This is a genomic window from Pleurocapsa sp. FMAR1, assembly GCF_963665995.1.
Lineage (GTDB): Bacteria > Cyanobacteriota > Cyanobacteriia > Cyanobacteriales > Xenococcaceae > Waterburya.
Window position 1 is genome coordinate 3818489 of the sequence record NZ_OY762512.1, and the last position, 21516, is coordinate 3840004.

Sequence of the window (21516 nt, forward strand, 5' to 3'; positions counted from 1 at the left end):
ACTACTTAATAAATAAGCTAAATATACTTTTAGCATTACACATTCAGCAACGCCAAAAAATTAATTTAAGACAAAACTTTTGGCTCTAAATCTTTGAGTGCAGGAGCTTGAATTACCTTCCCTTGGCAGGTGAAACGTCCCCCATGACAAGGACAGTCCCAACTTTTTTCAGCACTGTTCCAGTTAACAATACAGCCAAGATGAGGACAAGTAGCATTGACCGCTGTTACTTTACCTGCTTCATCTTTATAAACCCCGACTTTTTCGCCTTGGAGAGTAATTATTTTTCCCTCACCTGGTTTGACATCATCGGTAGACCAGTTTTGGATGCCTTTAAGCCTATCTCCTACCCAGTGCATTCCCACATCTAAATTATTGTTTTTAATCGATTCTTTGGTTACAAAAGGCGTAGCTCGAAGTGAATCGTATAAATCAGCCCAAGGGTTTTCTTTTCCCTGTACTAAATCAGCTAAAATCATGCCCGCCATGGTGCCTTTACTCATACCCCAAAGACTAAAGCCTGTGGCTACATAAATATGTTCGTTTACAGGAGTCAACTTGCCAATATAGGGAAGTTGGTCAAAAGATTTGTAATCTTGACTTGACCAACGATAGTCGATTTTATCGATGCCAAAATGAGAATGGGCGTAGCTTTCTAATTGTTGATAGGATTCCTCTGTTTCGCTTTTCTCTCCGACTTTATGACTACCACCACCAATTAGCAGTAGCAAGCCTCCATCCTCAGTGGGAGTAGTACGAATTGAGTGATAGTTTTTACCTACGCCAATATACATTCCTTCAGGTGCTTTTTCTGGATTAATCTTGGCACCAATAATGTAAGAACGTTGAGGAAAAGTTTTCGCAAAAAGTTTCTCTACTTTGATAAAACACCGTACAGATAAAGGTTTAAGCGATTTAAGGAATTAGAGAAGTGCTATTTTCCTTTGCTTTTCCTTAGAACGAAGCCTAGACTTGACAATATACCTACTTTAGCATCCACTTTCGCTCCTTAGCTTTTCCTTAGAAAGTAATACAAATAAACTAAGTACATTTATACCTAATAAGCAATTAGAAAATAAAATCTAATTTTGTCTCTATATAGGCGGTTTTTTTAACTTAAGCGTCTGTTTGACAGACCCTATAGTGGACTATAGATGTTTCAGATAAAAACGTACTTTTTAGTATGTTTATATTCCTGAAACGTAATATGAATCGCAATACGATTCTCAGGTACGTCTACGCTTCTTGCGTTTTGACTTCTAGCTTTACTCAAGCAGGATTATTGAAAGCTGCTGTAGCAGATGTGAAACTAGGTCGCTGTAGATGTTGAGGTAAGAGTAAGAATTAAAGCTTGAGTACGTATCTGAGAATCATAGTACGATTCGTACTACGATTTAGGAAGGTGCAGATACTTAGCAGTATTTTGGTTAGTTTAAATCTAAAGAATCGATGTTATTTCGTAGGTATTCATTTCGCTTCTTATCTGAAGAGATAGACCTAGTTTATCTGTGTCTAATTTGGCTATTTAGACAGTAGAAAGCTTGATTAGTTACCAATGGTTAGTAGACACCAATCAAGCCTTATTTTGATGTATTTATGTGTGATCGAAACTATCAGCTAGATTATCTATTTTCAGCCTGATTACTGATAGATTAATTCTCAATTAATGAGTATACGGTATTCAAAAATTTACTCCAGAAAAGTAGCTGTTTAGTTCTTTCTATGGTATTGTTTTTTGGAGACACACCTGCAATTTTAAGTCTAAAATCTATTTTGCCAAGAGCAGCGTTAAGTAAAGCCTTTTGGATATCTTTTGTAGGTAGACTACCGCTATCATTTTCTTTGCTTAAGTCAGCTAACTTATTAAATAACTTTTGTGCTTTATTCTGCTTTAATTCTGCTTCCCATCTGTATGTATTTTTGTTTTTTTTGTAGACTCTGACGTATGTTGAGAACGTCTAGAACCTATTCCTAAAGTACCTGACCAACCTTGATTAGTTAGCTTTAGATATTGTTTGTCTGGCTTATCGAAGCCAAAGTGATTACCTTCTTGACGGGCTTCTACTATCTGAGGTACTGGGAATAGTTCTTTAGAAGAAGTAGAGGTAGCTACGTCTATACGGTGGCATTTAAGCTTCCAATTACTGTTTAGGTAGTTTATTAACTTCGTCTGTTCTAGTAGGCTTAAATTGGCGAAATAAGAGCCTGAAAGTTGAATCATGATGTCATAGACGTATCTGGTATTTATACCCCTGTATTTGGCTTTTTTAGTGTAGCCTAAGATTATTCCTGATTTGGATTCTATTGTGTAATTGTATTTTTTACTTCTAGGCATACCGTCGTCAAGATGCCAAGGCTTATTAATAGTTTTAGAATCTCTTTCTGAGAAGAAAAGATGTTTAAGTCTATTGAAAGATTTCTTTGTTAATTCGTTACTAGAAACACGAAGATAATCTAAGTGAATTAGAAATACTTTTAGAGGAAAAGGGGAGTCTAGTAGAAGAGGTAAAAGAGAGTTAAAGCTATTAGTAGAAAGAGGTAGAGTATTACGAAGGGATAGCGGGGTATTACTAAAGCTTTTTTGAGTAGCAGAAAATTGATGGTTGCTATTTTCGTTATTTGGATTTATCATTTTGCTTAAGAGAGAAAGTTAGTCTTGTTTGACAAGGCTTCTTTTTTTTTGCCTGTCGATACCTGTTTAGTATCTTTGTTCTGTTTTATCCTAAGCTTCAAAAATAGTGCAAAAGAAATATAGCTAGTTACAAGTTGCCTACTTAGCTGTTGAAAAGTTTGTGAGTAGGTACGCTGGTTGACTGACAAAAGATGAAGAGAAAAACCTGAGAATAGAGATTCAGTAAAGAGTTGAGGGATTGACACAAAGCAAGGGGAGTCAGCACTCTGAGATTAGATACCACTCATAATTTCAGAATACTGTGAATCAAAACTCCCGTCTCTACAATGCCTTGAATCAATGAATGAGTCAATAGAAGTTTGAAGACAGAAGTATGAAGGCGCGAAGTTTCAAGTTTGTTCGAGGGCTTGTACCTCATACGAAGGAAGAAGTTTGAAGGCGAACGAAGTTTGAAGTTTGAAGTTTGAAGTTTGAAGGAAGAAGGAATTCGGAATTCGGGAAGGATTTTTTGTAGCTCATACCTCACACCTCATACTTCGCGCCTTCATACCTCATACACAGGGCTATCGCCCAGATCGTCCGTCCTTCGGACGACTTCGATGCTTCGCATCGTGTAGGGCGAAGCCCTGGTACCTCTACCAAACTAAGAGCGATCGTGAACGACGGGGCTTGCAACTATAGTGGAACAAAGGACTTGTCCGCATGTAGGAGGAAGTAGCTGTTTACGAAGTTTGAAGGAAGAAGTTTGAAGGAAGAAGGAAGAAAGATTTTTTGTACCTCATACGAAGGAAGAAGTAGCTGTTTTACTTCATACTTCATACCTCATACTTCATACTTCATGCAGCTGTTTTACTTCATACACGGACTCTCTGTCCGTCGCCGTTCCCAAGGAGACGTCGGAACGCAGAGAGCGTTCACCTCACACTTCGCGCCACAGGGCTATCGCCCAGATCGTCCGTCCTTCGGACGACTTCGATGCTTCGCATCGTGTAGGGCGAAGCCCTGGTCAAGCTACTGACTGGTTACATTTATGTCATCTTCAAACTTGTATTTGGATGATAATTGCTTTAATACACACGGGCAATGTCAACCTGACAAAATGGTCGATGTACATCCCTGGTCGAGGGAAGTTGGCTGGGGGTAGACAGAGACGTATTCAGCGTTGGCTAAACAATCCTCGAATCAATGTCCATCGAATCAGAAAGTCCTTGGTCAAAGCAGCACTTGATGATTGGTCAGAATCAAAAATATTTTTGGCATTAGACACTTCACTGTTCTGGGATGAGTATTGCCTTGTGCGGCTTTGGGTTATTCATCGAGGGAGAGCTTTACCGTTGGTGTGGAGAGTGATGAACCATGAAAGTGCTAGTATTTCAGTTACCGATTATCGAGAGATGATTAAGCAGGCACAAGTTAGGCTACGAGAATCAGTTAAGGTAATTTTACTCGCGGAGCGAGGATTTATACATACCGAATTGATGACCATGCTGACAACTCAACTAGGATGGCATTATCGTCTCCGAATTAAGAGTAATACCTGGATTTGGCGTGGAAGTTGGTGTCAACAGAAGTTTGAAGACAGAAGTATGAAGGCGCGAAGTTTCAAGTTTGTTCGAGGGCTTGTACCTCATACGAAGGAAGAAGTTTGAAGTTTGAAGGAAGAAGGAATTCGGAATTCGGGAAGGATTTTTTGTAGCTCATACCTCACACCTCATACTTCGCGCCTTCATACCTCATACACAGGGCTATCGCCCAGATCGTCCGTCCTTCGGACGACTTCGATGCTTCGCATCGTGTAGGGCGAAGCCCTGGTACCTCTACCAAACTAAGAGCGATCGTGAACGACGGGGCTTGCAACTATAGTGGAACAAAGGACTTGTCCGCATGTAGGAGGAAGTAGCTGTTTACGAAGTTTGAAGGAAGAAGTTTGAAGGAAGAAGGAAGAAAGATTTTTTGTACCTCATACGAAGGAAGAAGTAGCTGTTTTACTTCATACTTCATACCTCATACTTCATACTTCATGCAGCTGTTTTACTTCATACACGGACTCTCTGTCCGTCGCCGTTCCCAAGGAGACGTCGGAACGCAGAGAGCGTTCACCTCACACTTCGCGCCACAGGGCTATCGCCCAGATCGTCCGTCCTTCGGACGACTTCGATGCTTCGCATCGTGTAGGGCGAAGCCCTGGTCAACCTAAAAACTTTCACTTTCATTTAGCAGAGGCAATTTGCTTACACAACGTACAGATTCACAAAGGTGAATTTTCTGGCAAAGTTCATGTGATTCTTGGTCGCAACAACGTTAACGGCGAACTATGGGCAATTGTCAGTAATGAAAAAACTACTCTACAAACCTTTGCTGAATATGGATTACGTTTTGATATCGAAGCGAATTTTTTAGATGACCAATCTGGTGGTTGGAATGTTCAACGCTCGATGATTCGAGATGTATGCGCTTTGTCCCGTTTGTGGTTTATCTTATCTGTGGCTACTCTCTACGTTAGTGCCCAAGGTGTTGAGGTAGTTCGTATTGGCAAACGAAGATGGGTTGATACTCATTGGTTTCGTGGTAATAGCTATTTTAGGATTGGTTGGGATTGGGTCAAAGCTGCACTCATTAATGGTTGGAATTTACTTCATTGCGTGACTTTCTCTAGTAATCAAGATCCCTCACCTGCAATGGCATCACGATCGCAATATCAAAAACGAGCAGATCAGTTGGAGTTCAAAGTTTTAACTTATTCCTACAATATTTCTTGAAAGTTTTGTCAGTCAATCAGGATTCAAACAGTTTGTTAAACAACATAAAGATAAGACACAACAGCAAATGGCAGATTTGTGGGGAGAGAATCTTACCCAGCAAAATATTAGTGATGGAATTAAAAAGTTAGGCATAACCAGAAAAAAAGCGGTCAGACCCCGCGTCGCCGACAGGCGCAAGACAAAGGGCTTGCCCGCATGTACGCTGACCAAGACAAACTTACGGGTATCAAGAAACAGATGAAGAGAAAAGAAAAGAATTTCAAGAGCAACTAAAACATCAACAGGCAAATAACCTAGTTTATGTGGATGAAGTAGGATTCGATAACCGAGACGATTATCCCTATGGTTATAGCCCCAAAGGAGAAAGATGTTAGGCACTCAAATCTGGTAAAAGAAATGAGAGAGTAAGTTGGATTGCTGCATTCAAAGAAGGAAAAGTGTTTGCTCCGTTAACTTTTGAAGGGTCATGTAATCGAGATTTATTTGAGACATGGCTTAAAGAAAGTTTGATTCCTCAACTTCAACCTGGAAATATCATTATTATTGATAATGCTACTTTTCATAAAGGACAAAGTATTCAAGAAATAGTAGAAGAAGCAGGGTGCCAGATTTGGTATTTGCCCTCTTATTCTGCCGATCTAAACAAGATAGAGCGTTGGTGGTCGGTTCTCAAAACTTGGATGAAGCAGAGAGTTAAAGAATTTGAGACTGTTAGAGAATGTGTTGATACAGCTTTCAAAAAATGTCCTAACGTATATGCGTAATGCTATAAGTATGAGTAAGTAGCTATGATTTATGTTTAGTTGGCTAATATTGGCAAATAGCGTTAGCTGATAGTTAGAACAATAAAAAACGCCTCACCAAGGTGCGAGACGTTCAGGAACTATGACTAGTCTATTTTAACTGAAGCCCAGTCAAAAGATTGACTGTTAGTTATTATTTTCGATTCTTATTTTCGGCGATAGCTTCGTACATTTTGAGCTTGGTTCGCAGTAGTTCAATTTCATTATCTTTAGATAGTAATTGAGCTTTCAGAGAGGCGTTTTCTGTTTTAAATACTTTTAACTGAGAGCGGTTTTCTTGTTGTTGGTTTGATGCTTTGAGAAGATTGGCAAGCTTAGTTTCAAGCTTCATGTATTGCACATAGTTATTGCCACTCATCCTTAAAGAGTGTCCACTACTATCAGCCAAAGCTTTAGGATTGTAACCAAGTACATGACCACGTATAGAGTAAGCGTGGCGCAAGTCATGGGCTTTGAAGCCATACCCTTTTTTGTTAAACCATTTAGCCGTTTTACTAGTGCCTTTGCTGCAAGACTGATTTTCCCCCATTCTCTTCATAGGATTTTCGATATCAGGTAGATTTAGAGGCTGTAAAAGGTTAAACTCTTTTATCCAGTCATGACCTTCAGGGGATATAGGTAAGGTCATTCTAAAGCCAGTTTTAGTATCGTGCTTAATGCACAAAATGTGGTTTTTGTTGCTGAGGTCGAGAATAGCGGGAATTACTTCATTTTTGCCCTCGTGCTGTACTGATATTTCTTCATCAATGCCTACATCTACTGTTACCCAGTCACCATCTTTTAGAGTTACTGGTTTATCCCAGTTAGCTATGTGCCAAGCTTCATGTATTCTCAATCCATAGGTAGCTAGCAAGCCGAATAAGAACTGCCATTGTGAATAGCGATGAAGCCATTTTTTTTGAGCATTATAAGCTGGTGCAAACCCTTTTGAGTATACTTCCATGATTCGCCTATCTGTAGGCACATTAAGCGGTTTGGGCTTGACCTTATTATTTCTCCTGTAGTCTTCAATGAGTGCCTTGTGTCCTTCAATTTCAAAAAATCCTAAAAGATTTGTCAACCCGTTCAGTACCTCCTTTCTGCTGGCTGAATTGCTCTTTGTTGATTCAATAGTTTGTTTGATTAGAGATGAAGATAGAGGCTTATTGTCAACAGCAGCAGCCTTTTCTAACCTGCTGTACATTTTATACCATCCATTCTCAGGCGTTTTGTTGTCTTTCCTTTGCTTGAAGTAATGCTTCTTGTACTGCTCTAGCATCTCTTTGCAGGTTAGCTGCTTAGTCTGTTCAGAGGTATCCTTACCTATCTGCTGATTGAACCAAGTCAAGTCGAACCTACCTGCCATTAGTTGACCTGTTACCAACCCAGCTATCCTCTCAGCTTCGAGTATACCTTTGGGACTAGCACCAATAGCTCCTAAGCCTAAGTTCTTTTGCGAGTTATCTTTGCCGTCATGATAAGTGAACCGAATTGTTAAAGAGCCGTTCTTAGCAGCAATCGTTGCTCTCTTGCCTTGTCTGCCTATCTGCTTGAGCCTAGCGTTAGCTGCCTCTACTAATTGAGGTATATGGTATCCACCGTCGTTAGGTAGTTGCTCAGATACTAGTTTAGCCATTCCTTAGTTTTTCCCTAAAACGTACTGCGTATTATGTTTATAGAAGGCTCAAAGCCTATGAATAGTAGGATAGCATAGTAAAGGTAGTTTTTTCAAAAAACAGCCCTTGATCCATAATCGGCAAATGAGTTGTCAACAGTACCTCAGTAGCCTGCAAAATAGTATTGTTGGCGGATACTGTACAGGGTGTTCCTTCTTCTACGCTTTGCACTCGACTATCTTCAAAGATATAGCTGCCATCACCAGGAATAGTATTAGCTAGGTGTAAAAGATACTTGCGAACATGAAATTGAGCCTGATTGGTAAACCTAACTGCACCTGCAATCCTGGCTGCCTGACACATTTATTTGAGGACAGTTAAACTCTTAAGCACTTTAATTCCGAAATTCTGATAAACGAAATGGCATCATAGTATTTTCTTCTAGCCTTTGAAGATGCAAAACAGGGCAAAGTATTTTGAGAAAATAAAGGTGTAGGGTCAAACAAACTACGACCTTTATGTAAAACTCCTTTGAGCCATCTGATCCCAATTTTGAGATAACTTAAACCTCTCTCCCAATGCCGATCTACTTGACTTCTAAGTCCCTTCAATTGAACTGTCATGCCATGAGTAGTCGCAAATAAAAGTGCTAAGGCTACCACCAAATATAAACGTTCCAATGCCTTGCGATCGCGACCTCGACAGTCCCTTCAACGCGGGAAACCCGCGCAACGGGCTGTCTGGCAATTTTAGATTCTTCCAATTGAAAAGCTCCAGATTTAGAATCTAAAAATAATTCTTCAATACGAAATCTTAGAGCCTACTGCCATAAAGCTTGTAGAGTCGGGTCTTCATCAGTAATAACAGCCCAAGGTTCTTTTGTCCCCTTGACATTGGCTAAGACAAAGTTGCTTCGGCATTCTCCATCGAGCCATAGTCCAACATTGTGATACAAAATCGCCTCTGACTTTGGCGGATAAAGATATTTCAGTTCAATAGGATGTCTCCTTGCCCCCTGAATAGTTACGTCACAGGGTAAGCGTAGACAATAGTGCCATTGACTAGTGGTGAGCCAATTCATCAACTGATGGTTGGCAAAACCTCGGTCAGCTAGAAGCATCTCATCAGGATACTTGCGGAGTAATCTACGTGAAAATTTCAGCATGGTTTTGTATTCTTTGAATGCTACTGTTGAACTTTTATGTTCCATTACTTTCCATAAGAAAGGAATTGCCCTACCACCACAAATCACAGAAAGATGAATCATGCAGTATCGATTCCATAAAACTGTTGTATCCAGTGCCAGATAGAGGCGTTGTCCACTCCAGTTACTAATTGCCGCCATTACTAGAGGTACATACAAAGATTTGACTTTAATTCGACTGTTATGAACGAATCTTTGCCATCTTCGCTCAATACTCTGTGCTTGGTTCGCCCTACTTATCACGTAAGATTCCCACTCACTAAGGTTAATTTTGCTGCTACATATCAGCGCGTTGATCATCCAAGCTAACGCTTTGATCTGCCTGAAATCTCTGTATGTGGAATCTTGACTCAGTAGACTCAGCAGTTGATGATAAAGAGGGGTAGATCTTGACATGGAATATAAGGCTAAAACTATTCATTTTCAGCTTCCCATAATTGCTCTACCTTTTCTTTTTTCTGACCGCATTTCGACTCTTTTAGCTACTTGTGTCAGGCAGCCAGCCTGCAATCTCAAAAGGCAAAGTAGTGTCACTGACAAAATGAGCAGGAAGACCTAACTTAACTGCTGCATCATATTCTTTTTGAACCTTGTCTAGATTGTCTTTCTTCTCAGCAAAGCTATAAGTATCGTTGCGTTGAAAATCGCAGTCTATTCCCTCTTCTTGTAGCGTTGAGGCAACAAACTCCACTCCCGCCTGATTTGATTCACCATAGAGTCTGGCTTTATCTTCACCGATTTTATCAATCAGATCTGCATAAATAAGCTGATGTAGAGAGGTAACTTTAGCAGTAGTATGTCCGCTAGCGCTGGCTGCTATGTGTTCTGCTTCAATTAGGGCGACGGTTTTTCCTGCTTTTTTAAGTAAATATGCTGCGGTAATACCTGTAATACCTGCGCCAATAATAGCAACATCAACGGTTACATTTTCAATTTTGGGAAAGCTTGTTTTGGCAGTAGAATCTAACCAAAAAGAAATAGGTTTCCCTGATAAAGTTGTCATAATATTCAAGAAATAAAGAGTATTTGATTATTTTAAGTTTAGATAATTCATTTATTCTATCTCTATCTATCATGAGGTTGATTTGTATTTAATTAGCCTAAATCTTAAGCTGCATTTTTCTAAAAAAAATGCAGCTTAAAAAACATAAATAGAGGCGATCGCCTCTATTTATGTTGATGCAATAAATCTAAGTATTGACAGCATCACTTTTGCGAACGAAAAGCACAACAGCACCAATAATTAGAAATCCGATTCCCCACCAGAGAGAGTTGCCAGGAAGAACCTTAAGTAAAAGTGTGGTCAATCCCGAAGTAATAAGCGACCAGCCTGCGGTTGTTTGATATTGCATTGTGTAAATAGCTAAAGCCTAATTAGTTTTTTGTTTAAGGATGATTAATCCTTTTCATACTGTTTATATTAGTAAGAAGAAAAAGTGAAGACATCTATCCATAGATGCAATGAATAGTATTTGTAGTTAACAACTACAAATACTATTGTTTTTAAGTTTCTCCTATTAGTTAATAAGGACTTTTATTAGTTAAAAGAACTATCCATAGAATCGCAAAGATCTTGAAAAGTTTGTTGAGATTGAGAATTATCGGTAATTATCTCTAGGCGCACTTTAACATTTTTAGAATTAGAACGATCCGTAGGCTGGATGTTAGCCCCAGCGCCCGATTCATTCTGATAAAGGTTATCAATCTTAGCTAATAGCTGTTTGACCGCCTCTAGAGAAATAAAACCACTTTGTACTTGATAAATATCATTCGTATTGCCCAACTCACTAAACTTAACGCCGTTGATTTCCCCCTCTCCTAAATCAACCTCTGTTAGGTGTTCATTAGTTGCACCTACTTTTTCTATAATTAACTTTTCACGGCGAATGGGCAAATGTACCATTCGCGTTTCCACTTCTTTGCGAACAACCACTTCCCCAACTTTGAGCTTGCTACGTTTGACGACTAATTTCTCTTCTAGCAAGGAAATTTGATAAGTTTCTGGTATTCCTGCCTGTATTTTGTCTACATCGTTGTTGTAAAGGTCAGTCTGTACAGCTTCATCCTTAGAAAAATTATCCATTGTTCTAAATGTCCTCAGATTGTATTAAATAAAAAATTTATTCGCTTTAGTTAGTACCCAGCAAGCGATCCCAAAAGGTAAAATAAAGCCCATAATGTTGAGCGTAATGGCGATGATGAAAAGAATGATGATCCGAACTAATCAACCATTTGCCTAGCCAATGCTGAGGAAATTTAGGGAATAGCTCAAAACCAAGATGATTAACCAATGCCCAAATAGTCATAGTGATTAGCAGCAAAGCCAAAACACCAAAATGGAGTGGAATTATAAAAACCACCGCCACTAAAAACAGTCCTTGAATTAACGCTTCAGGAAAATCAAGGGCAAAAGATGTCCAGGGTGTTGGATGCTTGGAGTGATGATGTCCACGATGCAGCCAGTTAAATAATCGGGGATGATGAAATCCGCGATGAAAAAAGTAGAAACAGGTATCCTGTAGCAAAATCACGCCTAAAAAACTAGCAATCAAATACCATACCCCATGTTTATCAACTGACCAATACAAACGAGTAGCGCCAGAATCATAAATAGTCATTACTATCGCAGCACAAATAGATAGCGCGATCGTCGTAATAATAGATAGGGTGATGTCTTGTTTGATTAACTTGCGACTTGGAAACTTGAGATTTACAGGACTTTTGACCAAAGATTTGTGGTCAGAGGAATAGAACAGCCAGTAAGTTCCTCCTGCAACCAAAAAGTAACGCAAAAGAATAATACTAAAAAAGCAAAAAAGGTAATGTAGCCAAAGTTTCATTATTTTAAGCAAACAACAGTTATGAGCAGCATTTTCAAATTTTTAATTAGCACGAGCCATTCTAGTACGATCGAACTCCCGAACATCTTTCAAAGCAGAAGCAGAACTGTCGTTAAGATTTTGAATAACACTAAAGCTTCCATCTGTTTCTAAGATTACGGCATCAGCGTCTTCTATTGCCGATAAACCATTACTGCGTAAAGCTGCCAATATTTCCCCTTCGGCAACGCGCTCTCGCTTCATAATGTCTTGCTGCATTTTTCCTCGATAAAGAAGCATCGCTGGTTCTGCTTTAATCAATTTTTGAATTATTGAAGAGCGCACCGAAATCCAGGTAATAACGTATTGAAATAATATTAGCAGGGCAAATGCCAAAATTCCTTTACCAAAAGCATCCTTAGTTGATAAAAGTATGCTGGCTAAAACTGAACCGAGGGCAATGGTAACCACAAAGTCAAAAGAATTCCATTTTGCTAGAGTTCGCTTACCTGATACTCGTAGCAGAATGATGATTGCTACGTATCCTATGGGGGCTGTTATTAGTATTTCTAAAAATGGATTAAAATCGCTAAACATGATCAGTTATTTAAAAGCAAATTAAGTAAAAAACTCGTCAGAGACTAGTGCCAACTCATTTTATTTGCTAAACATAAATAGTTATGTTCTTACATAGAAAGTTACTTGTATAACTTTCAAGCTTGGCTATCGTATCTGACGAGTCGGGAATTAACTAAAGGCTAAATCTATGATTCAGGCCCAGGTACTACTTTTACATTGTCTATATTTACATTGTTAACTCCAGTAATTTCTTTAGCTAAAGGTTCAATGGTTGAATATTCTTTATCACCAGGAACAGTTCCCGCGATCGCTACATTACCATCTTTTGCTTGTATAGTTAGTTTAGAACGAGGTATATTAGCCTCTAATTTTGCTCTAATTTCACTCTCGAGATCAGAATCGTCTCTTTTTTCCTGGTTGCCTGCAATATCGTTACGTTGCTCTCTGGCGCGAATATCAGAATTTAGCTGCTTTTGGCGAATTTCGTTGGTAGCATCTTCTTTGGTATCTTGTACCTGTCCAGGGTTTTCTACTTTTCCATCGTCCGAGGTAGGGGCATCAGCACTAGTTCTGGCTACATCACAGCCGACTGCGCCAAAAAGTAAAATACCACCTAGTAAAAATGTTGTTAGTTTATTCATTGTGTTGTCTCGCTTATGGATAATTGATTTTATTGACTAACTGTGGCGAAAGTATCACCATCAACTCGATAAATTGCCAAGGCAATCAAGCTGAAGGACTAAAAATACAGACATATAAATTATTTTCAAAAATGTGACAACTAAATAGAAAATTACATAGCTGCACATTTAATTTTGTGTACTTAATCTTTGACAGATTTGTGATTGCCTATGAAACTTACGAAGTAAAAAATTTGCTATCAGGTCTTGAACATTAATTGCCTTTGTTTTCTTGCTAATTAATGCTCAATGCCTGATGCGGTTAACGTTCAATAACATCGCCGTCTGAGTCTATCTCTAATTCTTCACGACGAATAGTTTCTCTGGCTTGGACGGTTTCTGTATCTACTTCTTTGCGAACACTGACCTCTTCACGAACAAAAGCTTGCTTTTGAATGTCAGCGGTTTCTTCATAAAGATCTACTTTTGCTACTTCGTTGCCAGTGAAGTTAGCAGTACCAGGAGCAACAGCAGTGCCAGAGGTAGCGTTTGTACGTTCAATGACGATACGCTCTTTCTCTACGGGAACAGAAACGTTAGCAGTTTCAGTTTCTACTCGTTTGCCAATAGAAACTTCGCCAGCTTTAGCACGCTGCTTATTGACCATCAAGCGTTCTTCGTATAGTCTGATCTTATCGTGATCGGCTACATCGGCTCTAGTTCGGATATCTTCATCTACTTCAGTAACAGCCGTAGCTGCTGCACCTGGGACATCGTAAATGCCAAATTCTTCTACACCATTATGCTCCATGATTGGTTTTGCACGGGCAATTTCTGCTGCTGTGCCATTGACTATGACTAGGTAGCTTCCTCCTTTAACACGATCATTGTATATTTTTGCCTTTTCTTCAGGAATACCCAGACCAATTAAACCTCCAATCAGTCCACCCGCAACAGCACCAATACCCGCACCAGCCAATGTAGTTGCCAGAGTTGTCGCTCCTGCGCCTGCTAGCAAGATTGGTCCAATACCAGGAATTGCTAGTGTTCCTAGACCAACCAATAGTCCACCTAGACCACCTAAAGCACCACCTGTTACTATACCAGTAGCAGCACCATCATCAGCTTTATTACCAGCATCTTCGGTAGTTTCGTGTCCGCCTATTTGATCGGCATCTCTAGCAATGACAGATACATGATCCATGTCATAACCATCATCTTTGAGAGCGCGAACTGCTGCTTCTGCTTCGTCGCGACTATAAAATAGTCCAGAAGCACGTTTATAGAATCTCTTATGATTATCCGTGTTCATGCTATTGTAATTATCCATATTATTGTAATTGTCCATATTATTGTAATTGTCCATATTTTTCTCCTTAGTTTATTTGTATCTTTAGCTAGTTTGAATCGTTGAATTGATTCAAGTTAAAATTAGCGAAATATGATTAGAGTTTTTACACAAATCGTTGTTAATTATCTAAACAAGAGATAAAAAAGTGAATAGTTTATTCGTGCAAGAGAGCTATTTTTATTCACGCTCCTAATATTTGCATTCTTCTGGATAAAAAACATCTATCTAAGGTTCATCTATCTAAAGGTCTATCAATTAGATAAATTTTCAGCAATAAGATAGCTGATTTCATCAGCTTATAAATATCAGTAAAATATTTTTGTATTCTATTTTTTAGCTCTAGTGTAAATTTATAAAAAAAGGCATTTCTACCTCAATTTTCTAAAAGAGTCTATAAATTTAAAAAACATTGAGAGAGATGAATTGATTATGGAGAGAGATTTGAGCAACTTAGAAGTTGGCGATCGCATTAACGATATCTTTTTGGTCATCAATCGTCAAGTAAACATGAGCAACAATATCTCATAATCCCGCTATTTTTCGTAACTCTACTTGAAAATGCGCGATCGCGCATTTCCAGGAAAATATATTTAACGCAATCTTCTTTTCTCAAGCAAATGTATACTAAAGCTCTCGCACATCAGCTACCTGACCTTTGACCGCTGCTGCTACTACCATTGCCGGACTCATGAGTAATGTTCTGCCTGTAGATGAACCTTGGCGACCTTTGAAGTTACGATTAGAAGAGGACGCACTAATTTGCGTTCCTTCTAGTTTGTCTGGATTCATTGCCAAACACATTGAACAGCCTGGTTCACGCCATTCAAACCCCGCTTGCTTAAAAATTGTATTTAAGCCTTCTGCTTCTGCCTCTTGTTTTACCCTTTCTGAACCAGGAACAACAAAGGCTTTGACTCCCGATGCCACATGATGCCCCTGAGCAACTTTTGCAGCTTCCCTTAGATCGCTAATTCTACCGTTGGTGCAGCTACCAATAAAACAAACGTCAATTTTTGTACCTTTAATCGGTTTTCCTGGAGTTAATTTCATGTAGCTATATGCCTCTTGGGCGATCGCTCGCTCTCCTGGAGGTAAACCATCAGCCATAGGGATATTTTCATTGATACCCAATCCCTGTCCTGGAGTAATGCCCCAGGTTATGGTTGGTTCAATCTCAGCAGCTTCAAAGGTAACTACATCATCGTAAACTGCATTATCATCGCTACGAATACTGCGCCACCAAGTAACCGCATTATCCCAGGCTTCTGCTTGAGGCGCAAAATCCCGACCTTTGAGATAGGTAAAAGTGGTTTCATCGGGATTTATATATCCGCAACGCGCCCCACCTTCGATAGACATATTACAGACAGTCATTCGTTCTTCCATACTCATACCTTCAAAAGTAGTGCCTGCAAATTCGTAGGCATAACCTACTCCACCCTTGACTCCAAGTTGACGAATGATATGCAGAATCACATCTTTAGCAAATACCCCATGAGGTAATTTACCATTTATCTCAATTTTGCGAACTTTTAGTTTAGCTAGGGCAAGGGTTTGGGAAGCTAAGATATCCCTGACTTGGGAGGTACCAATGCCAAAAGCGATCGCGCCAAATGCTCCATGAGTCGAGGTATGAGAATCACCACAGGCAACGGTCATTCCTGGCTGAGTTAGACCTTGTTCGGGGGCTATTACGTGGACTATGCCCTGATTACCAGAACCAACATTATAAAATTTAATGCCATAGTCTTGAGTATTTTTTTCTAGTGCCTGCATCATCTCTTCTGCTAATTGATCGGCAAAAGGACGAGCCTGGTTTTTTGTCGGCACAATATGATCGACTGTGGCAACTGTTCTCTCAGGAAACAATACTTTGAGGTTTCTGGCTCGCAGCATCGCAAAAGCCTGGGGACTGGTTACTTCGTGGATTAGATGTAGACCAATAAATAGCTGAGTTTGACCAGAAGGCAATGTGCCAACGGTATGTAAATCCCAAACTTTATCAAATAGTGTTCCCTGACTCATATAACCAATTGCTGCTGACAGTTTGTCTAAAGTATCTGTCGTCTATTTTACATTTTTTGTCTAAAGCAAAGCGTAAGTTTTGAGTTTTCTTGGAGAATGTCCAAAATAAAAGTTAGAGAAGTTAAGATAATCAATCTAGTAAACTTCTGCTCATTGCTGAAATCCACTTTCCCAGACGGAAATATTGATTCTATCTTTAGAATCTCGCTGAACCTTGCCCTCTAGATTATTCAACTTGAAGAAACTAAAGTTAGTTTGACGATTATAAACGCTGCGTAATTTTTCTTTAATATCAGCAGGAGCATCTTCTCCCAACAGTTTAGCCAGGGTTTGCTGCATTGCCCCCAAGCTTACCGATTGATTAAGAGCTATGTCTGTTTGACGTATTTTACCTGTGTTATCTGATTGATAGCTAAGATTAACTCGATCGGGAATTACATTGTAGTAATCAAGAACTTTGCTGTTTGGCTGCCAGCCTTTTCTTTCAGAATTTGGTTGTCCTAGAGTGCTGACTAGCTCGCTTTCCGACGTTCCTGTAGTCAAAATTGGTATATTTATTTCTGACGCTGGATCTGGATCGACCTTGGCTAAGGTCTTGGATGGTTTGCTGTCTGTTGCTGCTGAATCATTTGCCTTTATTTCTGTTGCCGATTGCTCTTCTTTTTTAATATTTGAGGCAATTTTTTCTAGCTTTTCTTGCTGAATTTCGTCTCTATTTTTTTTCTTTTTTGCTGTGGGTAATTCTTGTGCCTTTTCTTTGGTGGGTTGAAATATATCTGGTTTGCGGGTCTGTTGCTCAACCTGAGCTTGTTGTTGGGCTGGTTCAGAAGATTTGAATAAATTAGAAATGACGATAAAACCTGTAGCCAAAGTTCCTGCTGCAACTCCCGTAGCAATTAGAGCAAATAAACCCACTGTTGCTAATAGGCTGCGTTTTTTGGGTTTTTTACTGTTTTTGGAGGCTATAGCAACAGTATTACTGCTATTTTTGGGGAATGTATGGTTGTTAGCAAGGGAATTTATCCCTGGGGCAAGATTTAAGGTTGCTCCTGTAAGATTGCTAGATTGAGCAGTATTAAATCCGCTATTAAGAGCATTTAGCATTTCTTGAGCAGTGCTAAAGCGATCGCGGGGATGAAATTTAATTGCTCGATCAAGTATGGCAACTAACTCAGAATCCAGGTTAAAGGCGTGTTCTATCCAAACAATTTCGCCATTTTGGGGATCAGTTTCTAGTTCATTAGGAGATTTCCCCGTAAGTAAGAAAATTGCGGTCAAGCCCAAGCTATAAAGATCGCTAGAGTATATAGGACGACCTGCTGCTTGCTCTGAAGACATATAGCCAGGAGTACCAATAGAAGCGGAAAAGGTACTACCAGATTGATTTACTTCTGTAGCGATCGCTTCTTTTACCGCCCCAAAGTCAATCAAAAATGGTTGCTTATCTCCCTGGCGGAGAATAATATTTTCAGGCTTGATATCTCGATGAATAATACGACGGCTGTGAACATAATCTAATACAGGTAAAAGCTTTACCAGAATTTGCCTAACCTCATCACGGTGCAAATTTCCGAATTGTTGCCAATATTGCTCTAGGGTTAGCCCTTCAATCCACTCCTGTACTAAGTAAAACTTGTCGTCTTCGGAAAAATAAGCATAAAGCCGAGGAATTTGGCTGCTGCCTTCCCCTAACTCTTCTAAGATTGCTGCTTCTCGCTGAAACCTTTCCTTCATCCACAAAGGAGTTTTTGGCTGCTTGACGATTGGTTTAAGCTGCTTTAACACACATTTACGCCCTGAAGGCATATGAGTATCTTCAGTTAAATATGTCTCACCAAAACCTCCCCTCCCCAGAGTTTTGATAATGCGATAGCGGTTGTTTAGCAGTACAGCTTTCATACTTTAGGTGTATCGAGTGATAATTAATTTAGAACTTGGTTTGTAGTTAAAGACGATTATGAATTAATTAGTACAGCCGATGACAACTTTAAATAAAGATTATTTACTTTAAGTCTAATAGACCTTTTTCCTTTAGTTTAGGATTGAAGCGAATATTCATTTTAACTCCGCGATCGCTTAATTGCTGTTGAATCTTAGCTTCTACGCGTCTGGCTACCTTCTTTCGTATTTTAGTTTGTCCTAATTCATCGTTTTGCTGATATTGTGCCTTTTCTTCCTCTGTCATAGTCGGATTGGCATCAATAGGTTCGCTCCAAAGAGACTGGTTGATGTCATTACCTACAGGAGTTTGTCCATTTTCAGCTATCCAAGCCGAGGCAATATCGTCTAATATTTTGCGACTGGGGCGAGTAATAGTTTGTAGCTTTACCCAGTAACAGTTTTCAGGCTGGCGAATTAGATGCTGCTTGAGGCTGAGATAAACGTCGCGGGAATAGCCTACATACTGCAATTCTTGAACTCGATCAAAAATTGCATAGACTCCTATTTTTCCTTGAATATCTTCATCAATGCACCCATCATTGTTTAAATACGCCAAATATTTCAAACTTGAAAGAGACGGGATTTCGACCTGGATAGACATATGCTATAAATTAATTGTTCAAATTTTAGTTAAATCAATCAAGAAATAAGCCAAGGGGAATATTCCCCCCAACTAAAACTTCATTATTTATTCTGCTCAATCAAATCGGGCTAGTTAGAGCTTGCGATAGATGGCACACAAACGACTAGGCTTAAAAATTTTGGCTTGGAACATAAAATTTGGCGGCACATTAATAATAACGTAGTCATCAGAACCATGATATCTCTCGAACTCTGGAGGCATTCCCTTGGGTGTATGTTGGCTATAGGGAACAGGTTGAAAAACTTGGTTAGTAAAATGAATCTCGTTTTCGTGAAGTCTTTGGCTAATCTGGTCGGTAAAAGTCTTATTTGTCAACAAGCCAAATAAAATATCTTTAGCTGTCGAATCAAGAGCGAAGCTTGTATCATAATTCTTGACTATTTTTAAACTCATTTTTAAGTGTTGAACATATCAACAATATAGAAGCACTACAGCAAATGTTATCAGAAATATCCTATTAAGAAAATAGCAGTTAATGTTTTGTATTCCACAATTAAAAAAAGGTTAAAAACCAAAAATTGTTAAGAATTATTTTGATAAAAAAGGAAATAACTCAAAGAGATTTTAAACCTGCCAATAGTTCTGCTTGGGCAGTAAAAGCAAGATGGCAGATTGATTCTTGCCAATCAGGATCGTGACTATAAAAAGCATCGATCATTCCTTGTCTAATTATTCGGGCTTGGGTACTATTTACATCCCCGTGATAATATAGCCAGCGATCGGCGCGCAGCGCGTCAAATACTTCAGTTTCTGGTATTGTGCCAAATTCATAAGCAGCAGCAAGACATATTGATCGATCTAAGTTGTTTTGAAGTGCAGCAATTAATGTTCCGTGAGGTTTATAAACAGCAACCGAATTAGCCGAACCAGTCATAACTAATTTATCGCCCCAAATCATTGCAGCCAAATTTGTGGTGTGAAGATCGCTGTCAATGCCCATAAGTTGACCAGTGCCGTACTGTCCTAATCCCGTATGATAATCAAGTAAGCCAACTGCTTGCTTATCCTGAAGATATTGAGCAACTATTCTCTGAAAAATACGATTTGACCAAGCAGGAACTTCTCCACCATAAAAAGGTGCATACCAATGGCTGTATTGTCCCTGAGCTATTGCTTCGGCTGAAAATTCATGACTATACAGATACTCAAATAATTGCTGGAGAGTTTGCCTTTGAGTTTCCACCGTCCATTCTGAAGGAACAATGATATCTGCTAAATCATAATAAATATTATTTTTGGGAAGTGGTTGCTTAAAATCGAGAAAATTACGGTTTAGATCTACTCCATCTTCGTTAACGCGCCGACAATAACTCATTCCCCACGGGTTAAGTCCATGAATCATAACTATGGCTACATCATTGTCAGCCTGTTTATGCCAATTAGTTTTGAGCGAACCCACCTGAATACCAGAACCTGAAAATCCTTCTACTCCATGAGTTGCCGATAATAATATTAAGACTTTTTGGGCAGCAAGACTGCCAAACCAAGCCAAATCGACATATAGTTTCTCTCCTGTCATACCCCTTAAAGGATGCTGCCACGACTTAATTAAAGTTGCGTCATCTAAACAAGAAATTAGAAAATTTTGACGCGCCTCTAAATAAGAATTAGCAAAATATGTATGAAAACCCATCTAATTAGAAGCCCGTAGTTTTTGAAGATAGCAAAGATATAAAAACACAAATTGTTCATTGATATAGCCATTTCACCCTTAGCAGCGCGATCTTTGCGAGTGGAAACCATACGAAAAGGGAAAACTTTTACAAATACCTTAAACTCCTCTGACCTCTGAACAGCTAATCATGAGGAAATTAATGGGAATGACTATAATTGTTCATTGTTTAGTACTCGATAGTGAAGGAAAATTTCTTCATTAATCTGCTTGGCTTTTAGCAGCTTTAGCTTTTTTCCTTGAGACTGCAAAAACCCAACTCCGTCAACGGGAGAAGGAGAACTGTTACCCCCAAAAATTACGGGACAAACAGTTAACCAAAGCTCATCGATTAAATCTACGGCGAAAAGAGATGCTACCAATTCTCCTCCACCGAGGATGGCTAGTTTTTTTAACCCTAATCCCTCTAACTGTACTAAAGTTGATGCCCAATTGATTGTCGAGTTGTTTTCTTTAGTATCGTGAATAATCAAAATACGTTCAAATTCTTTTTTACCTCGCCATAATTCTGCGCCACTAGGTACAGTTAGTAACCATCGCGGTATTGACTGCTGAAAAAAACGCCAGTGAGGATCAAAATTTGCTGATGCTGAGACCACAATTTGTACTGGCTGTAATGATTGCGATCGCTCTATTCGTCCCTGGATCAGCTTAAAATTGGACACGGACATGGTTGTACCGTAAGCTCTTAAAGTATCAGCACCAAATAGTACTCCATCTACTAAAGAAACCTGTTTTTCTAGGTGTATTTTATCGTTAGCAGAACCAAAACGAGCAGGAGATCTTTGATAGTCAGCAATTTTACCATCGGCAGTCATTGCTAGAATAGCTGTAATTTGCGGTCTATTGTTCATTAAAAATAAAAATAAA

Annotated in this window: 19 protein-coding genes and 3 pseudogenes; 3 read left to right on the forward strand and 19 right to left on the reverse strand. The window is 39.2% G+C overall.

Going from position 1 to position 21516, the window contains the following annotated elements:
- Positions 1–65: 65 nt before the first annotated feature.
- Both SLP02_RS18660 and SLP02_RS18665 read right to left on the reverse strand, forming a co-directional pair.
- Positions 66–866, reverse strand: a pseudogene (locus tag SLP02_RS18660) (FAD-dependent oxidoreductase); the annotation flags it as partial.
- Between the two features lie 1025 nt (positions 867–1891).
- Positions 1892–2632: a hypothetical protein gene (locus SLP02_RS18665; protein ID WP_319422232.1), complete on the reverse strand. Its 741-nt coding sequence runs from the start codon at positions 2630–2632 to the stop codon at positions 1892–1894.
- Between the two features lie 1055 nt (positions 2633–3687).
- Here SLP02_RS18665 and SLP02_RS18670 point away from each other — a divergent pair.
- From SLP02_RS18670 to SLP02_RS18680, 3 genes and pseudogenes are all read left to right on the forward strand, one after another.
- Positions 3688–4281, forward strand: coding sequence for a hypothetical protein (locus SLP02_RS18670; RefSeq protein WP_319418706.1), 594 nt, complete (start codon positions 3688–3690; stop codon positions 4279–4281).
- A 630-nt stretch (positions 4282–4911) separates the two neighbouring features.
- On the forward strand, positions 4912–5391 hold the full coding sequence (locus SLP02_RS18675; RefSeq protein WP_319418707.1) for a hypothetical protein: 480 nt from the start codon (positions 4912–4914) through the stop codon (positions 5389–5391).
- A gap of 22 nt (positions 5392–5413) precedes the next feature.
- Positions 5414–6158, forward strand: a pseudogene (locus tag SLP02_RS18680) (IS630 family transposase); the annotation flags it as partial.
- A gap of 172 nt (positions 6159–6330) precedes the next feature.
- On the opposite strand, the gene SLP02_RS18685 reads toward SLP02_RS18680, so the two are convergent.
- From SLP02_RS18685 to SLP02_RS18765, 17 genes and pseudogenes are all read right to left on the reverse strand, one after another.
- Positions 6331–7812, reverse strand: coding sequence for a hypothetical protein (locus SLP02_RS18685; RefSeq protein ID WP_319422233.1), 1482 nt, complete (start codon positions 7810–7812; stop codon positions 6331–6333).
- A gap of 55 nt (positions 7813–7867) precedes the next feature.
- Positions 7868–8155, reverse strand: a complete 288-nt coding sequence (locus SLP02_RS18690) for a hypothetical protein (RefSeq protein ID WP_319422234.1) — start codon at positions 8153–8155, stop codon at positions 7868–7870.
- A gap of 14 nt (positions 8156–8169) precedes the next feature.
- On the reverse strand, positions 8170–8454 hold the full coding sequence (locus SLP02_RS18695; protein ID WP_319418699.1) for a hypothetical protein: 285 nt from the start codon (positions 8452–8454) through the stop codon (positions 8170–8172).
- Positions 8455–8612: 158 nt separating this feature from the next.
- Positions 8613–9392: a hypothetical protein gene (locus tag SLP02_RS18700; RefSeq protein ID WP_319420078.1), complete on the reverse strand. Its 780-nt coding sequence runs from the start codon at positions 9390–9392 to the stop codon at positions 8613–8615.
- A gap of 106 nt (positions 9393–9498) precedes the next feature.
- Positions 9499–9999, reverse strand: a pseudogene (locus tag SLP02_RS18705) (NAD(P)/FAD-dependent oxidoreductase); the annotation flags it as partial.
- A 187-nt stretch (positions 10000–10186) separates the two neighbouring features.
- Positions 10187–10348, reverse strand: coding sequence for a hypothetical protein (locus SLP02_RS18710; RefSeq protein ID WP_319422236.1), 162 nt, complete (start codon positions 10346–10348; stop codon positions 10187–10189).
- A gap of 185 nt (positions 10349–10533) precedes the next feature.
- Positions 10534–11079: a DUF2382 domain-containing protein gene (locus tag SLP02_RS18715; RefSeq protein ID WP_319422237.1), complete on the reverse strand. Its 546-nt coding sequence runs from the start codon at positions 11077–11079 to the stop codon at positions 10534–10536.
- 46 nt (positions 11080–11125) lie between these two features.
- Positions 11126–11836, reverse strand: a complete 711-nt coding sequence (locus SLP02_RS18720) for a sterol desaturase family protein (RefSeq protein ID WP_319422238.1) — start codon at positions 11834–11836, stop codon at positions 11126–11128.
- 42 nt (positions 11837–11878) lie between these two features.
- The gene (locus tag SLP02_RS18725) at positions 11879–12412 is read right to left on the reverse strand and encodes a DUF421 domain-containing protein (protein ID WP_319422239.1); all 534 of its coding nucleotides are present in this window, start codon (positions 12410–12412) and stop codon (positions 11879–11881) included.
- Positions 12413–12579: 167 nt separating this feature from the next.
- On the reverse strand, positions 12580–13035 hold the full coding sequence (locus SLP02_RS18730) for a BON domain-containing protein (RefSeq protein ID WP_319422240.1): 456 nt from the start codon (positions 13033–13035) through the stop codon (positions 12580–12582).
- A gap of 301 nt (positions 13036–13336) precedes the next feature.
- Positions 13337–14380 carry a YsnF/AvaK domain-containing protein gene (locus tag SLP02_RS18735; protein WP_319422241.1) on the reverse strand — a complete coding sequence of 348 codons (1044 nt, stop codon included), beginning with the start codon at positions 14378–14380 and terminating at the stop codon, positions 13337–13339.
- Positions 14381–14989: 609 nt separating this feature from the next.
- Complete coding sequence (gene leuC, locus SLP02_RS18740; RefSeq protein WP_319422242.1) at positions 14990–16390, reverse strand: 3-isopropylmalate dehydratase large subunit; 1401 nt, start codon at positions 16388–16390, stop codon at positions 14990–14992.
- 150 nt (positions 16391–16540) lie between these two features.
- Positions 16541–18289 carry a serine/threonine-protein kinase gene (locus SLP02_RS18745; protein ID WP_319422243.1) on the reverse strand — a complete coding sequence of 583 codons (1749 nt, stop codon included), beginning with the start codon at positions 18287–18289 and terminating at the stop codon, positions 16541–16543.
- Between the two features lie 103 nt (positions 18290–18392).
- On the reverse strand, positions 18393–18932 hold the full coding sequence (locus tag SLP02_RS18750) for a GIY-YIG nuclease family protein (protein WP_319422244.1): 540 nt from the start codon (positions 18930–18932) through the stop codon (positions 18393–18395).
- A 114-nt stretch (positions 18933–19046) separates the two neighbouring features.
- Positions 19047–19367, reverse strand: coding sequence for a hypothetical protein (locus tag SLP02_RS18755; protein WP_319422245.1), 321 nt, complete (start codon positions 19365–19367; stop codon positions 19047–19049).
- Positions 19368–19527: 160 nt separating this feature from the next.
- On the reverse strand, positions 19528–20607 hold the full coding sequence (locus tag SLP02_RS18760) for a DUF2817 domain-containing protein (RefSeq protein ID WP_319422246.1): 1080 nt from the start codon (positions 20605–20607) through the stop codon (positions 19528–19530).
- A 191-nt stretch (positions 20608–20798) separates the two neighbouring features.
- On the reverse strand, positions 20799–21500 hold the full coding sequence (locus SLP02_RS18765) for a RibD family protein (RefSeq protein WP_319422247.1): 702 nt from the start codon (positions 21498–21500) through the stop codon (positions 20799–20801).
- Between the last annotated feature and the right edge of the window lie 16 nt (positions 21501–21516).

What these genes read in the sequence shown, in the direction of transcription:
- leuC (WP_319422242.1), bottom strand. Translation starts at nt 16,390, where the DNA reads ATGAGTCAGGGAACACTATTTGATAAAGTTTGGGATTTACATACCGTT.
- SLP02_RS18735 (WP_319422241.1), bottom strand. Translation starts at nt 14,380, where the DNA reads ATGGACAATTACAATAATATGGACAATTACAATAATATGGATAATTAC.
- SLP02_RS18685 (WP_319422233.1), bottom strand. Translation starts at nt 7,812, where the DNA reads ATGGCTAAACTAGTATCTGAGCAACTACCTAACGACGGTGGATACCAT.
- SLP02_RS18725 (WP_319422239.1), bottom strand. Translation starts at nt 12,412, where the DNA reads ATGTTTAGCGATTTTAATCCATTTTTAGAAATACTAATAACAGCCCCC.
- SLP02_RS18765 (WP_319422247.1), bottom strand. Translation starts at nt 21,500, where the DNA reads ATGAACAATAGACCGCAAATTACAGCTATTCTAGCAATGACTGCCGAT.
- SLP02_RS18710 (WP_319422236.1), bottom strand. Translation starts at nt 10,348, where the DNA reads ATGCAATATCAAACAACCGCAGGCTGGTCGCTTATTACTTCGGGATTG.
- SLP02_RS18745 (WP_319422243.1), bottom strand. Translation starts at nt 18,289, where the DNA reads ATGAAAGCTGTACTGCTAAACAACCGCTATCGCATTATCAAAACTCTG.
- SLP02_RS18665 (WP_319422232.1), bottom strand. Translation starts at nt 2,632, where the DNA reads ATGATAAATCCAAATAACGAAAATAGCAACCATCAATTTTCTGCTACT.
- SLP02_RS18750 (WP_319422244.1), bottom strand. Translation starts at nt 18,932, where the DNA reads ATGTCTATCCAGGTCGAAATCCCGTCTCTTTCAAGTTTGAAATATTTG.
- SLP02_RS18700 (WP_319420078.1), bottom strand. Translation starts at nt 9,392, where the DNA reads ATGTCAAGATCTACCCCTCTTTATCATCAACTGCTGAGTCTACTGAGT.
- SLP02_RS18730 (WP_319422240.1), bottom strand. Translation starts at nt 13,035, where the DNA reads ATGAATAAACTAACAACATTTTTACTAGGTGGTATTTTACTTTTTGGC.
- SLP02_RS18670 (WP_319418706.1), top strand. Translation starts at nt 3,688, where the DNA reads ATGATAATTGCTTTAATACACACGGGCAATGTCAACCTGACAAAATGG.
- SLP02_RS18760 (WP_319422246.1), bottom strand. Translation starts at nt 20,607, where the DNA reads ATGGGTTTTCATACATATTTTGCTAATTCTTATTTAGAGGCGCGTCAA.
- SLP02_RS18715 (WP_319422237.1), bottom strand. Translation starts at nt 11,079, where the DNA reads ATGGATAATTTTTCTAAGGATGAAGCTGTACAGACTGACCTTTACAAC.
- SLP02_RS18690 (WP_319422234.1), bottom strand. Translation starts at nt 8,155, where the DNA reads ATGTGTCAGGCAGCCAGGATTGCAGGTGCAGTTAGGTTTACCAATCAG.
- SLP02_RS18755 (WP_319422245.1), bottom strand. Translation starts at nt 19,367, where the DNA reads ATGAGTTTAAAAATAGTCAAGAATTATGATACAAGCTTCGCTCTTGAT.
- SLP02_RS18720 (WP_319422238.1), bottom strand. Translation starts at nt 11,836, where the DNA reads ATGAAACTTTGGCTACATTACCTTTTTTGCTTTTTTAGTATTATTCTT.